The sequence below is a fragment of the Paraburkholderia sp. LEh10 genome, assembly GCF_017814945.1.
Lineage (GTDB): Bacteria > Pseudomonadota > Gammaproteobacteria > Burkholderiales > Burkholderiaceae > Paraburkholderia.
Genome location: NZ_JAGIPX010000006.1, coordinates 93,193 through 106,873, shown reverse-complemented (window position 1 = coordinate 106,873; position 13,681 = coordinate 93,193). Strand labels below are relative to the sequence as shown.

Sequence of the window (13,681 nt, the reverse complement as noted above, 5' to 3'; positions counted from 1 at the left end):
TATGACGATGGCTACTCGTGCCTGATGAGAAGTCTTAAAGTTCATTCAATCGCAACAAACGCGGAACTGGAAACGAAAGGAGCTACATCATGACTGTCAAGCACGTACTGTTTATTTTGACAAACGCCGCCGAGATTGGTCCGAACAAGCGCGCCACGGGCTATTACTACCCTGAGGTTGCGCATCCCTTTGAAGTGCTCGACGCCGCAGGCATTGCCGTGGAGTACGCATCGCCGCAGGGCGGCAACCCGCCGTTCGACGGTTACGACGCAGAGGATGATGTACAGCGCACGTTCAGCGAAAGCGCCGCCGTCCGTCGTATGGCACGCAGCCGGAAGCTGTCGGATGTCGATGTCCTCGACTACGATGCGATCTTCTTCCCCGGCGGTCTCGGGCCGATGGTGGACATCGCCAGCGATCCCGAGGTGAAGCGTGCGGTCCTTCGCGCATGGAATGGCGGCAAGATCGTCGCCGCCGTGTGCCACGGTCCGGTCGCGTTGCTTGGCGTCAACCTCGACGACGGCACGCCGCTCGTCAAGGGGCGGCAACTGACTTCCTTCTCGAACGCCGAGGAGGAGGGTTATGCCAAGGCCGACGTCCCGTTCATGCTGGAAGATGCGTTGCGCGAGGCGGGCGCCCAGTACGCTTCGGCGGACCCCTGGCAGGCCAAGGTCGTGGTCGACGGGCGCCTGATTACCGGCCAGAACCCGGCATCGGGCGGCGCGGTCGGCGAGGCGATCGTCGCTGCCCTTCAGGAGGGCAACTGATGGACGCGTCCGGGCAGATTGTCGTCGTCGCGCGCTGGCGGGTTGCACAGGAGCGCGTGGCGGATGTACTCCAACTTGTCGGGGTGCTGCGGGAAAAATCGCTGACCGAGCCGGGCTGTCTTGGTTACGAAGCGTTCCGTAGCACCGACGATCCCAGCGTGATACTGCTGATCGAGCGCTATCGCGACAGCGCAGCAATCGACGAGCATCGCAACTCGCCTCACTATCAGCAACTGGTCGTCGACCGCATCATTCCGATGCTGTCCGCGAGACAGGTCGAATTGCTGCGGGCGTGACATTCGAACGTCGCGGGATGATTCCGGCACGAAGGTGCCGCTGCGCCGGATCCGACGAGCGTGCTCGACCTCGCGCTCGATCATTACCGCGACGGGTCGACCGACTATCGGGAAGTCCGGCTAGCCCCGTAATTACGATGAGTATCAGAAGTGGCGCTTCATCGGCTATCTTTACGCTCGCGGGCTACACGGGCTATGCGAACCTGATTCACGTCAAACCTTCCGTCACGCTCAAGCCGACCATGAAACGAATCAGCACGCTGTCGCTGGGTGTCTGCATGTCGGATCCGCCAGTCGAAATATCTCAACAACCTTGCTGAGCACGACCATCGGGCGATCAAGCGACGAACGCGACCCATGCTCGGGTTCAAAAGTTTTCTCTGTGCCCGGATCCTTCTGCCCGGCATCGAGTTGATGCACACGATTGCGAAAGGGCAGATCTCAAGTCAGTTAGCACTATATCGCGTGAACGACGCGATACTCGTCGGTCTGGGTGTTTAGATTTCCGAAAAATGAAATGCAGTGATCCACGAAGTCCCTCACACGCCTTGGCAAAGTACGACGATGCACAAATGCAATATCCAGTTCGGCAACAGGATCGGTCAATTCGTACTCGGGCAGCACACGCACCAGACGTCCGCTCTTCATGTACCGCTGAGCGATGCTCGTGGGCAACAGGGCGATGCCATCACCGTTTAACGCAAGCTGCACGGCAATGCATTCATTCATCACAGCGTGAAGCCGTGCGTTGTGCGAGAGGGAAATCCCTGTTGCTCTACCCGAACCGTATTCTGGATCCCATTTGCTTGGTCGTGTATCGATGAATGCATGCCCTGTGAGATCGAGCGATGATGGTACGGGCGGATTTGCTTCGAGATACGCGCGTGTTGCTACCAGAACCGAACTGGAACGAATGAGCGGACGGCAAATTGCAGCTGCGTCCTGAACCAAAAAAGCGGGGTAGATTGCTGCATCATAGTTGCCGTGTTCGAGGCGCAAAGGCTCGCTGATTGTCGTTACGGCAACGCGTATGTCGGGCGTCGCCAGCAGAAATTCATCAACGAGCTGTGACAGACCAGTCTCGACCGCGAATGGATGCGCGGCGAGTCGAAGTATGCCTTTTTGTGTGTTGCGCTGCTCTGCAAGCCGCAACTCCTCGCGATCGAGCCGTTCCAGAATCTCCGCGCATGAAGCGTAGTAAGCTCGCGCGTCGTCTGCGAGCGAGACGTGGCGTGTTGAGCGATTGACCAACCGCGTACTTGTATGCGATTCCAAGCTCGTGATCGCACGTGACAACGTCGCGGGCGACATGCCGAGATGCCTCGCAGCCGTCGTGAAGCTCTGAAACTTGATGACGGCGACGAACGCCCTGATCGAAAGCAGATGATCCATTCATGTTTCCGCACGATGAAACTCCGGTCGCCGCGCCGGCATCCCGGAAGAAGAATTTGGCGGTGTGTGTTGTTTGCGATTCACCTGCGTCAACACATCAGAGCGTCTTTTTATTCCCAGTTCATTGAAAATGGATGTCTCTTCGCTTTGCAAACGGGCGGGTCCGCGTACCAGCGGGGAAGCCCATACCTGCGAAGGGAGTACAATCCGCAAACTTTAAGCCCCCGCGTTCCGTGCCTTTGTTGCTCGTTCGCTCATCGCCCATGTCGCCACGTCGCCCAACGTTCGAGATCGATTCTCCGATACCGCTCTACCGACAGATCAAAGACACCCTACGCGTCGGCATTCTGAGCGGCGAGTATGCGCCGCACAGCCGCATGCCTTCCGAGAGTGAGCTTCAGACCATGTTCGCCGTGAGCCGCATTACGATTCGACAGGCACTCGGCGATCTTGAAAAGGAAGGCCTGATCTTCAAGGTGCACGGAAAAGGCTCTTTCGTCTCTCAGCCGAAGGCGGCGTTTCAGGACATTGCCACGCTGCAGGGTTTCGCTGAGGCGATGTCGGGCAGCGGGCATGAGATCGTCAATCATGTGATGTCCTTCCGCATCGCCCGGGCATCTGCTCAGGTCGCAAGTAAGCTCGCCTTACCAGACGGGGCCAACGTCGTGGAAATCCATCGCGTTCGCCTGCTCAATCGCGAGCCGGTTTCTTACGAGGTCACATTCTTGCCCGAGCAACTCGGTGAGAAGCTGAAACGTGCGGATCTCTCCGCGCGCGATATTTTCCTCATTCTTGAAAACGACTGTGGGATCGCTTTGGGGAGCGCCGATCTGAGCATCGATGCGATATCGGCGAGTGCCTCCATTGCGCGCGCGCTCAAGATCAAAGTGGGCGCACCGATGCTGCGGATCGAACGACTCACTCACGATAGCCGAGGTCACCCAATCGACTTCGAATACCTCTATTTCAGAAGCGGCACGTTCAAGTATCGGTTGCGTATCGACAGAAAGCGCGCTCCGAAAGCAGAAACACAAAGACCACGAAGCAAGCGATAGCAGTCTTGCGTTTGTCTGGAAGTTCGGGATCGCGCAGTCCACAGACGACGGACCAGTGACGTGCACGTTTCGGAAGCAGACTTGGCGCACCGCGTGGCTCGTTTTGCGCTATCAGGCGACCTTTACCGGTGCGGATCAGCTGCCGCCGAAATAGATCTCGCAGAAGCTGATCGGACCGACACAGCCATCGTCGTGAGAGGGCCCGTCGGACATCGGGCGTGAGTCGTGCGCGGCAGACCGACCGGTTTCGGTTGAGCCGTTCACGTCGGGACCGATGGCGCTATCGTTTGCATGCGCGGCGTTCTTCTGGTCGAGCAAATGTTGATAGATCGCGTTCACATCCGGGTACGACGCATCAGTTACGTACATGGAACCGTTCTGTTCTGCATCGATCAGTTCCTGGCGAACCTGCTCCCGCGTTTTGCCTTGTGCTTGGGCGGTACCGATGAAGCCGATCGACGTGCTGGAAAGAAGCAAGATGGCCATCACTTTACGAACTTGCATGTTGAATCCTCTGAAGAGCTGATGTGCGTCGCGACGCGGAGCAGCGGGAATGCGGGCCGTCTGAATGCGGCATCGTTCACCAGACCGTGTCGCCGATGCGCCGCCTGACCGTCCCGGCATTTCGATGCAACCGACAAGGTTCTCATCGTGCTGCCGCCGATTCAGGGCTGGCTATCTGATAGATCGGGATAGGGCGAGAGCGGGTTACAAGAAAATGCAGCTTTTTTCACGTAGTGGCTTCGTACGCCACGCTCTCGTGTCCGTGTTGTCGCCCGAATGATTTCGAAGAGAAAGTCGACACGCCGGCGTCGATTCCAGGCCGTAGTGCGCGCCGCAAGGCCACGGTGTCGTCTCGACACACGGCGCCTTACCACCGCATCGCGCGTGGACCGAGAAGGCCACCGACAAGAGCAGGCGCTGCCATGCCGAGCAGGTACCAGGTTGCCCAGAAGGGCACATGCATCTCGGGGCAGCGCAGGCTGTAAGCCAACGTGCCTAACGCTCCAGCAAGAAGTCCCGTGGCAGCGCCGGCGAGCCGGGGACGGGTAGGAGCCAGGCCTCGCATCGCCCACAGCAATGCGCCAAGCGCCGGCAACGAGAGCAGCATGATTTTCAGCGAACAGACACGCCACGTGTGCCCCAATATCAGGGCGCCGCGCGCTTCAGGCACGGCGAGAGCAAGCACGATGAGTGCGGCGAGCCATGCGACGCCCACGGGAAGAATCAACGCGGCCCACGCGCGACCGACGCGCACACCCGGCTGTGACAGACGCGACGTCACACACGTGGCTGCGAGCGTCATCGTCAACGGCAATGCCAGCTTGGCCCAGAAGACGGGCATTGCCACGCGTGTTATAAGGCTGGTGCCGTCGCCTGGCAATATCACAAGCAGCGACAGCGCCGCAGTAAGACTGACCGCGAGACCCATGCCGAGGCGGCTTGCCACCGCTGACCGCGACGGTGGACGAGGACTGTCCGCGAGCATTGCGATGAACTCTTGTGTATTCATTTTGATTTCCCCCGGAATTTTGCCGCGAGTGTGTTGAGACCACGATGCACACCAACCTTTACGGCCGACTCGGAAAGACCCATCGTCGCCGCAGTTTCAGCGACCGACAAGCCCCATAGCTTCATATGCTCAATTGGACCGCGCTGCCGCGGCGGTAGCGTGGCCAGCAACCGCTGCAGATCGCGCTGTGCTTCGAGTGTCTCGAATTGCGATTCCGCTTCCGCCTCCGAATCCTCATCAAGTGGTTCGAAGAGTGCACTGCGGCGCACCGCCGAACGGACGTGATCGGCGAGCTTGTAACGCACGATCGCACTGATCCATGCGGTCAGCGGCACTTCCGGCCTGAACGTATCGAGACCCTTGTGCACGGCGAGAAGAATTTCCTGTACCAGATCTTCGATGTCCGCGTCCTGCTGGCGCAAACGTTTCCGCAGGCGAGTGCGCAGATGACGCGCGAGTTTATCGAGAAACATCCGATATGCCTGGCTGTCGCCGTTGATCGAACGCATGAGCAGTGCGGTGAGCTGGCGTTCCGCTTCTGACATCATTGAATTCGCATCGAGACTTTTCACGGTCGTCTGCATCTCGCGGCCAGCAGGGGGACGCGATGTCATCGTCCCGAAGGACGATAAGCGGTCGACGTTACGCACGTCACGCTCGCAACAAGCCGTCGACGCGGCGGGTATACCAGCGCCTGAGCGCACCGTCCACGGCCAGGGGCCCCGGCCCATTGAACACGAGCGCAATCAGGCCCGCAATGTAAAGCAGATCTGTTTCATAACCCGGCGGCCCGAACCGCGGTATTCCACCCGTTATCGACATCAACTTGATTGAAGCGAACCCGAATTGCAGATGCACCGTGAGCGTGGCGACGAGCAGCACGGCGAGCATCGGAATCGTGACGAGCGGCACGAATGCGCCAACGAGGATTGCGAAGCCGCCAAACAGTTCTATGACGATGGTGCTCCATGTCATCAGATGAGGGGCCGGAACACCGAGCGCGTGGAGGATCGCGGCGAAGTTTTCCGGATTCTTGACGAGCTTTGCATAACCGTGCGCCATGAAACCGTAGCCCACGACCAGGCGGATAGGCAAAACTGAGAATCGCTCGAAGCGGGCCGCGAGCCAAGATGGATTGACAACAAGGAGTAGCGAGCGAAAGAGATTCATGGGCGTTGAATGTCGAGATGGTGGTGGAAAACGAGCACACCGGCATCGTGCGAATCGGCCGGATAGTGGCCGCATTAGATAGATCGTCGCGAACTCAGGAATGGTTACAGCAGAACCGATATTTCGTGGTTCCGTGAACGTTTCATTTCAGCGCGCGATCATGCCCTCTAAATCGATCGTTATAACTTGTTATGACATGATATAATTTCGTAGCTTGGTGCGGCAGTTCGGTGATGAGCTGACGTTGATCTAATTGGACATCGGCGGCCGACTATCGGAAGTCGATGAGACGGAAACGGGTGGGGCATCGCCTGACGTCCATCACCGCTTGCGGGATGCGGTAGCAAGCTTGCATCGAGCGTCACGAAAATTGCGTTGAGCAGGTCGCTCTCATGCGAAGACGACCGTACGGTCGGCCAGTCACGCGCGCGCTGCACCATCGCGTAGAGCACCGACATCTGCAAGCCGTTCTTGAGTGCGTAGTTCGGGTCGTATTGATTGGAGTAACCCCTCACCAGTCGAAGCAGGCATTCGGGTTCGTCCATCGAGTCAATGAGCGCGAGCAAATCAACGTAGATGGAGCGATTGGCAAAGAAGGTCCCTGAGCTGACTCGAGCTGTTGCAGCGGCGAGTCGTCGGTCTGGAGTCGGCGGTGTTGGCCGCGCTCCGAAACGTGTCCCGAGCATCGGTTCTTCCTGCGAAAGAGCACGCAGTTGCTGCGTCCTGCGGGCGACCTCAAAAGCCTGAGCATCGCTGACTTGAGAGGGCGTCGCCTGAGCGCTGACGCCCCAACGTGATGTTCAGCTGGTCCGCGGACCAAACCCCGAGTATGAGCGCAACTGGCTGATCTGCGGCGAGGCAAGGAAGCCTGACTTTACCAGCGGAAGTCCCGACAGAAGCTGAATCAGGCGGTCTTCGTCGTCCGCTTCCGAAATCATGCAGGCGCCGCCTTCAGCGCGCAGCCATATCTGACGAACCACGCCAGAGGCGTAAAGCCGACGCACATATTCGGCCTCCGCCTCGATGTCCTGCTTATCGGGAGACATAGTGGATGCGTTTTCTGAACGGGAAATCATCACGAGATACTGCATGTTGCTCTCCTTTGATCAATAACCTATGAAAAACATAGTATCACGGCGTGGCGGTATTGCAAACGCGGCGTGACGAGTCGAATTTATATGTGGCGTGCAAATTTTGGTCTGTCGGCGAGACACATTCTCTTCTTGACACTATGGAAAGCATAGCTACAATGCGACGACCGGCAAGGTTCGTCGCAAGCTGAATCGTCAGCGGGATCGCAAGGTCTCCCGTCGAGAAGCGAGCCATGTCGAGACGCAGTTTTCGTACGCCACTTCTGGAGGAATGCAAATGAGCGCCACCGCCTACGACGCCAGGTCTACCGCACTACTGTTCGTCGATCCGTACAACGACTTTTTGTCCGAAGGCGGCAAGGTCTGGCCTTTCGTCGAAAAGATTGCGACAGAAGTGAGGCTGCTCGACAACCTTCGAACCATCAACAAGGCGGTCCGGGACGCCGGGATTAAGGTCATCTATGTTCCGCACCGCCGTTGGCAGCCGGGCGATTACCGGTGCTGGTGTCATCCGAGCCCGAGCCAGCGCAAGATCATGGCTGGCCATCACTTTGCCAAAGGCGAGTGGGGCGGCGAATGGCACCCCGACTTCGCGCCGCAACCGGGCGATATCGTGGCGCTCGAACATTGGGGTTCGAGCGGCTTTGCGAATACGGATCTTGATTTCCAGCTCAAGCAGCACCGCGTGACGCATGTGGTGATCGTTGGTCTGCTGGCCAACACCTGCATCGAGGCCACCGGGCGATATGCAATGGAACTCGGTTATCACGTGACGCTCGTGAAGGACGCGACCGCCGCATTGCAGCCGGAAATGATGCGTGCAGCGCATGAACTGAATGGGCCGACCTATGCGCACAGTATCGTCAGCACCGCCGAACTCGTCGAAGCCTTGCCGAAAGCATGAGCACCCGCCGGTTCCATCCAGCTTCGCGACGACAACCATGATCTCCACGCGCCAGGTGTATCTGATGGCTCTGTGCTGCGCGCTAGCCGTGTCACCGATTTACTATCATCAGCCGTTGCTTCCGCAGATCGCAGCGGCGTTCGCACTGCCATCTGCGCGCGGGAGTCTCATCGCCACGCTCACCCAACTCGGCTACGCAATTGGATTGCTTCTATTTGTACCGCTCGCCGACGGTGTCCAGCCTCGCACGCTGGCGTCGCGGGCGATCATCGCGAATGCAGTGGCGTTGATCGGCTGCGCGGCCGCGCCATCATTCTCCGTCCTCGCCGTATGCAGCTTCCTGGTCGGCATGACGGCGATCTCGGCGCAGATCATCATTCCGGCGGTCTCGGGCGCGGCCGCCCCCGAGACCCGCGGCCGCATAGTCGGTTCGCTGCTGGGCGGCCTTTCCTCAGGCGTCCTGCTGGCGCGCACGTTGAGCGGCTTCATTGGTGCGATGCTCGGCTGGCGCTCAATATTCCTGATCGCCGCCATCATCGATCTCGCACTCCTTGTCGTGATTCGAGGGCTGCCTGTCGCGACGGGACTCGCCACGATCCGCTACGGCGAACTGATGCGCTCCCTCGTTCGTCTGGTGCGCGACGAAGGACTGTTGCGGATCTCCGCGGCAATGGGTTTTCTGGTGTTTGCCGCGTTCAGCGCGTTCTGGGCGACGCTGGCCGCGCTGCTCGTGCGCCCGCCTTATCACTTCGGTCCTGCCACCATCGGTGCATTCGGACTCGCCGGGATCGTCGGCCTCTCGGTATCGGCGCAGCTCGGCGCGGTCGTCGACCGGATTGGCGCCCGCAAGATCGCTTCCGCCGGCGCGCTGACGGTCGTCGTGGCGTTCGCGTTCGTTGCAGCGGGCGGGCGCAGTCTGGCATGGCTGATCGTCGGCATGGTGCTGCTGGACCTCGGCAACCGCGCGACCTTTATCGCCAACCAGGCGCGGATCTACGCGCTGCGTCCCGAGGCCCGCAGCCGTCTCAACACCGTCTACATGGTTTCGTACTTTCTTGGCGGCGCACTCGGGGCGGCGCTCGGCGGCGTCGGTGCGCTTCACGCCGCCTGGATCGGGCTCGCTGTGGTTGGCGTGTTGCTTGCACTTGCCGCCGTGGCAGTCAATTCACTCGCTTACGGGCGACGTGTTCCGGCTTTCACCGGCGCACAGACGTAACAACCAGGAAGAAAGGTAACCGAAGCCCGTCCTTCGTGGCGCCGACGCCGCGCGGGCCGTTGGAAGCAATCTGCACAGCAGAAGTTGATGACGTTCAAGGCACTGCTCGCAAAGAAGTCGCGTGATGCGATTTCGACGCACATCCTCCAGATGGACGCGTGAAGGCGCAGATGATCGCCGCCATCGCGGACCAGTTTTAAAGGCTGACTACGTGATGACGCGCTCTTTCCGGCGAACACGGCCAATCCGAATTTGATCCGCGAAGTGAACGTGCGCAACGTCGCGCTGCCTGAAGATCAAACTGTGCTTGTCGAATTCAAAACGACGATGTCGTCGGCTGGCAAACTCACGCTGCGCTGGTTGGGAAGTGAGCGACCTGGCCGAGGCGATTATCCAGAAATACCCGACCTGAAAGACGGATTCGCCGGCTATGTGTTCAACAAGAGTTGGTGAACAAAAGCTCTGGGAAACTGCGAGACACCATCGTTTGCAGAGCGACCTCAGCTCGCACCAGATCCTACTGAGATTGTCACACGGGCAGTCCACGAAAGACGACGGCACGATAAAAATCCGACTCAAACCAGGAGAGAACTCCTTTGCAGCGCGCAGCGGCCTCGTAGCGTGCGGTTTCGAAATGCCCTAGGCGGAGGCCATTTCCGATTGCGATTCCCAGATTTGCCGATTTAAAAATGAGCCGCAGAGCCGACCCGACGTGATGATCGGCGTCTTCCGCTGGCGCAGCTTGCTGTATCGAGCGAGAGCCTGTTGCTGACGCGACGTAAGTGAATCTGTCTGCATATGAAGGTTTTTCCAAAATGAGGCCAAACGCGTTGTAGCCGAGCATCGGCTTCGCCCGATCCGCCGTCGGCGAACCGGCCGATCGCCTCGCCCGTCGCGGTATCGATGCTGTCGGCGTTGGGTGTGCCGAGCCAATGCCCGGCAATCCAGTGTCGTGCGTTCATGCTGAACGTTCCTTGATGGCGCGTGAGGGCTCGTCGCCCGACATGTTCGACGCGCGGTGCAACTCGTCGCCGATGACCTCGATCAGTGCTTCCGCCGCCGTGCTCAACGGGCGGCGCGGATGGCTCACGCAGACAATGTGCCGCACGATGCGAGGCGCCAGAATCGGGCACGCTCGCAGGGTGCCGTGACGCGCCGCCCGTTCGACGACGATGCGCGGCAGGATCGTCGCGAACCGCGTGTGCTCGACGAGCTTGAGGATGGTCGACAGCACGTCGATCTCGAAGCGCGGCGCAAGCAGGACGTCTTCGTGCTGTGCGGCGCTGTCGAGCACGCCGCGCAGGCCGTGGCGCTTCGTCGGCAGCACCAGTTCGAGTTCGGGTAGTTGCGCGAGCTCGATCGCGTGCGGGAGATCCGGCCCATGCGCCGCGCTGGTGGCAAGCACCATCTCTTCGTCGAGCAGCGGGCGCGAGTCGAGCGAAAGGCGCGCTCGCGGCTTGTTGATGATGGCGGCATCGAGCTGGCCGCCCGCCACCCAGTCGATGAAGGTCGCGCTGTAGCCATCGGCGACAGTGACTTCGACATCGGGGTAACGCGCGTGATAGCGCGACAGCGAATCCGCGAGCACGCTTTCCGTCACCGATGCGATCAGCCCGATGCCGACATGCCCCGTCACCACTTCCTCGCGCTGCACGAGTTGCTGCCGCGCGTGGGCAAGGTCGCGCATGATCGGTAAAAACAGGCGGTACATCAGCCGTCCCGCGGCGGTCGGCGCCATGCCGTGTGCGCCGCGCTCGAATAGCTGCTGATGTAGTTCGTCTTCGAGCTTCGCGATCTGCATGCTGAGCGCGGGCTGCACGATGTTCAGCCGCTTGGCGGCGCGCGTGACCGAGCCGTCCTCGAATAGCGCGATGAAGTACTGGATTTGTTTGAGGTCCATTTTTCCGGGCATCAGAGAGGCTAATAGCTGGTATCGGCATTATCAACCGCTTTCCGCATGCAGGCAGGGTGCAGATTCTTCACGCTCCCGGTACCGGGGCATGTTGAGCGGTACATTCATACGGAACTGCAAGAACGCTGTCATCCGGAGGAACACGGATATAAGGAGGAATGATTCGCCGCATCAATAAACGGTATTAGATCTTATGGGGCGATCTCGTTACGCTTCATCCATGCGCTTGCCTCGGCAAACGCTCATAGATGGAGACGCTGATGAATACACGCGATGCCGTAACGAACGGCATTCCCTCGCTTACCTGGGCCCCCGACCACGCCGACACCGGCTCGCTCTCGCTGCGCGACTGGCTCGCGTATCTCGCGAAAACAGGCCGCGTCGCGACGATCGACAAGCCCGTTGCGCTCGAACATGAACTCGCCGCAATCGCGAAGCGCCTCGACGGCACACAAGCGGCTTTTTTTACGCAGCCGCGCGGTCATGCGGTGCCCGTGGTGAGCGGCTTCATGTCGAAGCGCGCGTGGATTGCGGAAGCGATGGGCGTCGATGAATCCGCGTTGCTCGCGCGGTTCTCCGCTGCGGCCGCCGCGCCGCTCGCATCGAAGCTCGTTGAACGTGACGATGCGCCGTGCCAGCAAGTGGTGCACACGAGCGGCATTGATCTTCACGCGCTGTTGCCGATTCCGACGCACAGCGAGCATGACAACGGACCGTACATCACAGCAGGCCTCGTGATCGCGCGCAATCCGCGCACCGGCGTGCAGAACGTCTCGATCAACCGCATCCAGGTGCACGGCCCCGATCGCATGGCGATCCTGCTGCTGCCGCGCCATCTCTACGCATTTCAGCGCGAGGCTGAAGCCGCCGGCGATGCGCTCGACGTGGCCATCGCCATTGGCGTCGATCCGTTGACCCTGCTCGCTTCACAGGCGATCACGCCGATCGATTGCGACGAGCTCGAAATCGCGGGCGCACTGCAGGGCGCGCCGCTGCCCGTCGTGCAGTGCGTGACGAACGGCGTGCACGTGCCCGCGTTCGCGGAGATCGTCATCGAAGGGCGCATCCTGCCGAACGTCCGCGAGCCGGAAGGCCCGTTCGGCGAGTTCCCGAAGTACTACAGCGCGAAGGAAGCACGCGAAGTCATCGAAGTAAAGGCGCTCACGCATCGGCGCGATCCGATTTTTCATACGATCGTGCCGGCCGAAATGGAGCATTTGCTGCTCGGCGCGATCCCGCGTGAAGCCACCTTGCTCGCGCATCTCCAGCGCAGCCATCCGGCGGTGAAAGACGTGCATCTGTCGGTGGGCGGCGTGTGCCGCTATCACCTGTGGGTGCAGTTCGACAAGAAGCGCGAAGGGGAAGCGAAGAACGTCATCCTCTGCGCGTTCGGCGCGCACTACGACATCAAGCAGGTCGTCGTCGTCGATACCGATGTGAACGTGCACGATCCCGCGGAAATCGAATGGGCGATCGCGACGCGCTTTCAGGCGGACCGCGATCTCGTCGTGATCGCGGGCGCGCAGGGCTCGCCGCTCGATCCGTCGACGACGGTCGGTCAGCCCGACGACGCGCCCGCGCATCTGCAGGGCGTGAGCGCGAAGATGGGCCTCGACGCGACGCGCCCGGTCGTCTATCCGGCGCACGTCTTCACGCGCGTGCGCATTCCCGGTCAGGACACCGTTGATCTGAATGCGCTCGTCGCCGCCGACAACAGCGCCTTCGATGCCTACCTTGAGCGCAATCATGGCTGAACGCACGAAGCGCATCGTCGTCGGCATTTCGGGCGCAAGCGGCGCGGTGATCGGCGTGCGTTTGCTCGCCGCGTTGCGCCGGCTAGGCACCCACGAGACGCATCTCATCGTGTCGTCGTCGGGCGCGGTGACGGCCGCACAGGAACTCGGCCTCGCGCGCGGTGATCTCGAAGCCGTTGCCGATGTCGTGCACAACGTGCGCGATATCGGCGCGGCCGTGGCGAGCGGATCGTTTCTGACCGAAGGCATGGTGATCGCGCCATGTTCGATGAAAACGCTTGCGGGCGTCGCGAACGGCTTCGCGGACAACCTGCTTACGCGTGCCGCCGATGTGATGCTCAAGGAGCGCCGCCGCCTCGTGCTGGTCGCGCGCGAAACGCCGCTCAATCTCGCGCATCTGCGCAACATGACACTCGCCACCGAAATGGGCGCGATCGTGATGCCGCCGGTGCCCGCTTTCTACGCGCATCCGCAGACTATCGAGGACGTGGTCGACCACACGGTCGGGCGTATTCTCGATTTGTTCGGCATCGAGCACGACGAGATTGCGCGCCGCTGGAGCGGTCTCGCCGATGAATTCGGCGGCCGCGCCGCAGGTCAGGAGTAACGTC

The 13,681-nt window shown here is 60.5% G+C and carries 17 protein-coding genes and 1 pseudogene; 10 read left to right on the top strand and 8 right to left on the bottom strand.

The features are described from left to right. Nucleotides 1-89: 89 nt before the first annotated feature. The 4 genes and pseudogenes from J8I87_RS07140 to J8I87_RS07125 all read left to right on the top strand — a co-directional run. Nucleotides 90-767, top strand: coding sequence for a type 1 glutamine amidotransferase domain-containing protein (locus J8I87_RS07140; protein WP_209930741.1), 678 nt, complete (start codon nucleotides 90-92; stop codon nucleotides 765-767). Then, nucleotides 767-1,063, top strand: a complete 297-nt coding sequence (locus J8I87_RS07135) for a putative quinol monooxygenase (RefSeq protein WP_209930740.1) — start codon at nucleotides 767-769, stop codon at nucleotides 1,061-1,063. Before J8I87_RS07140 ends, J8I87_RS07135 begins: the two co-directional genes overlap by 1 nt. A gap of 137 nt (nucleotides 1,064-1,200) precedes the next feature. Continuing rightward, nucleotides 1,201-1,383, top strand: a complete 183-nt coding sequence (locus J8I87_RS07130; protein WP_209930843.1) for a hypothetical protein — start codon at nucleotides 1,201-1,203, stop codon at nucleotides 1,381-1,383. After that, nucleotides 1,346-1,564 (top strand): annotated as a pseudogene (locus J8I87_RS07125) (DDE-type integrase/transposase/recombinase); the annotation flags it as partial. The gene J8I87_RS07130 and the pseudogene J8I87_RS07125, both read left to right, overlap by 38 nt. On the opposite strand, the gene J8I87_RS07120 reads toward J8I87_RS07125, so the two are convergent. Next, nucleotides 1,520-2,455 carry a LysR family transcriptional regulator gene (locus J8I87_RS07120; protein ID WP_209930739.1) on the bottom strand — a complete coding sequence of 312 codons (936 nt, stop codon included), beginning with the start codon at nucleotides 2,453-2,455 and terminating at the stop codon, nucleotides 1,520-1,522. The pseudogene J8I87_RS07125 and the gene J8I87_RS07120 sit on opposite strands and share 45 nt — an antisense overlap. 263 nt (nucleotides 2,456-2,718) lie before the next feature. On the opposite strand from J8I87_RS07120, the gene J8I87_RS07115 reads away from it, so the two are divergent. Next, the gene (locus tag J8I87_RS07115; protein WP_209930738.1) at nucleotides 2,719-3,510 is read left to right on the top strand and encodes a GntR family transcriptional regulator; all 792 of its coding nucleotides are present in this window, start codon (nucleotides 2,719-2,721) and stop codon (nucleotides 3,508-3,510) included. A gap of 135 nt (nucleotides 3,511-3,645) precedes the next feature. Here the strand turns inward: J8I87_RS07115 and J8I87_RS07110 are convergent, their stop codons facing one another. The 5 genes from J8I87_RS07110 to J8I87_RS07090 form a co-directional block, all read right to left on the bottom strand. Continuing rightward, nucleotides 3,646-4,014, bottom strand: a complete 369-nt coding sequence (locus J8I87_RS07110) for a DUF4148 domain-containing protein (protein ID WP_209930737.1) — start codon at nucleotides 4,012-4,014, stop codon at nucleotides 3,646-3,648. A 367-nt stretch (nucleotides 4,015-4,381) separates the two neighbouring features. After that, nucleotides 4,382-5,023, bottom strand: a complete 642-nt coding sequence (locus J8I87_RS07105; protein WP_209930736.1) for a DUF1109 domain-containing protein — start codon at nucleotides 5,021-5,023, stop codon at nucleotides 4,382-4,384. After that, entirely contained in the window at nucleotides 5,020-5,595 is a 576-nt protein-coding gene (locus tag J8I87_RS07100; RefSeq protein ID WP_313064107.1) for a sigma-70 family RNA polymerase sigma factor, read from the bottom strand. The genes J8I87_RS07105 and J8I87_RS07100 overlap by 4 nt, the downstream gene beginning before the upstream one ends. 79 nt (nucleotides 5,596-5,674) lie before the next feature. Continuing rightward, nucleotides 5,675-6,118 carry a DoxX family protein gene (locus J8I87_RS07095; RefSeq protein WP_245253748.1) on the bottom strand — a complete coding sequence of 148 codons (444 nt, stop codon included), beginning with the start codon at nucleotides 6,116-6,118 and terminating at the stop codon, nucleotides 5,675-5,677. Between the two features lie 875 nt (nucleotides 6,119-6,993). Further along, nucleotides 6,994-7,284: a muconolactone Delta-isomerase family protein gene (locus tag J8I87_RS07090; RefSeq protein ID WP_209930735.1), complete on the bottom strand. Its 291-nt coding sequence runs from the start codon at nucleotides 7,282-7,284 to the stop codon at nucleotides 6,994-6,996. Nucleotides 7,285-7,561: 277 nt separating this feature from the next. On the opposite strand from J8I87_RS07090, the gene J8I87_RS07085 reads away from it, so the two are divergent. From J8I87_RS07085 to J8I87_RS07075, 3 genes are all read left to right on the top strand, one after another. Then, entirely contained in the window at nucleotides 7,562-8,188 is a 627-nt protein-coding gene (locus tag J8I87_RS07085) for an isochorismatase family cysteine hydrolase (protein WP_209930734.1), read from the top strand. Between the two features lie 37 nt (nucleotides 8,189-8,225). After that, nucleotides 8,226-9,404 (top strand): MFS transporter, encoded by a 1,179-nt coding sequence (locus J8I87_RS07080; protein WP_209930733.1) that lies wholly within the window; start codon nucleotides 8,226-8,228, stop codon nucleotides 9,402-9,404. Between the two features lie 252 nt (nucleotides 9,405-9,656). After that, the gene (locus tag J8I87_RS07075; protein WP_209930732.1) at nucleotides 9,657-9,857 is read left to right on the top strand and encodes a hypothetical protein; all 201 of its coding nucleotides are present in this window, start codon (nucleotides 9,657-9,659) and stop codon (nucleotides 9,855-9,857) included. A gap of 230 nt (nucleotides 9,858-10,087) precedes the next feature. On the opposite strand, the gene J8I87_RS07070 is transcribed toward J8I87_RS07075, so the two are convergent. Both J8I87_RS07070 and J8I87_RS07065 read right to left on the bottom strand, forming a co-directional pair. Beyond that, a complete protein-coding gene (locus tag J8I87_RS07070; RefSeq protein WP_209930842.1) occupies nucleotides 10,088-10,366 on the bottom strand; it encodes a hypothetical protein in 279 nt (92 codons plus the stop codon). Continuing rightward, nucleotides 10,363-11,304 carry a LysR family transcriptional regulator gene (locus J8I87_RS07065; RefSeq protein WP_209930731.1) on the bottom strand — a complete coding sequence of 314 codons (942 nt, stop codon included), beginning with the start codon at nucleotides 11,302-11,304 and terminating at the stop codon, nucleotides 10,363-10,365. Before J8I87_RS07065 ends, J8I87_RS07070 begins: the two co-directional genes overlap by 4 nt. 272 nt (nucleotides 11,305-11,576) lie before the next feature. Between J8I87_RS07065 and J8I87_RS07060 the strand changes: the two genes are divergently transcribed. Further along, nucleotides 11,577-13,070 carry a UbiD family decarboxylase gene (locus J8I87_RS07060; protein ID WP_209930730.1) on the top strand — a complete coding sequence of 498 codons (1,494 nt, stop codon included), beginning with the start codon at nucleotides 11,577-11,579 and terminating at the stop codon, nucleotides 13,068-13,070. Then, nucleotides 13,063-13,677: a UbiX family flavin prenyltransferase gene (locus J8I87_RS07055; RefSeq protein WP_209930729.1), complete on the top strand. Its 615-nt coding sequence runs from the start codon at nucleotides 13,063-13,065 to the stop codon at nucleotides 13,675-13,677. Before J8I87_RS07060 ends, J8I87_RS07055 begins: the two co-directional genes overlap by 8 nt. Nucleotides 13,678-13,681: the final 4 nt, after the last annotated feature.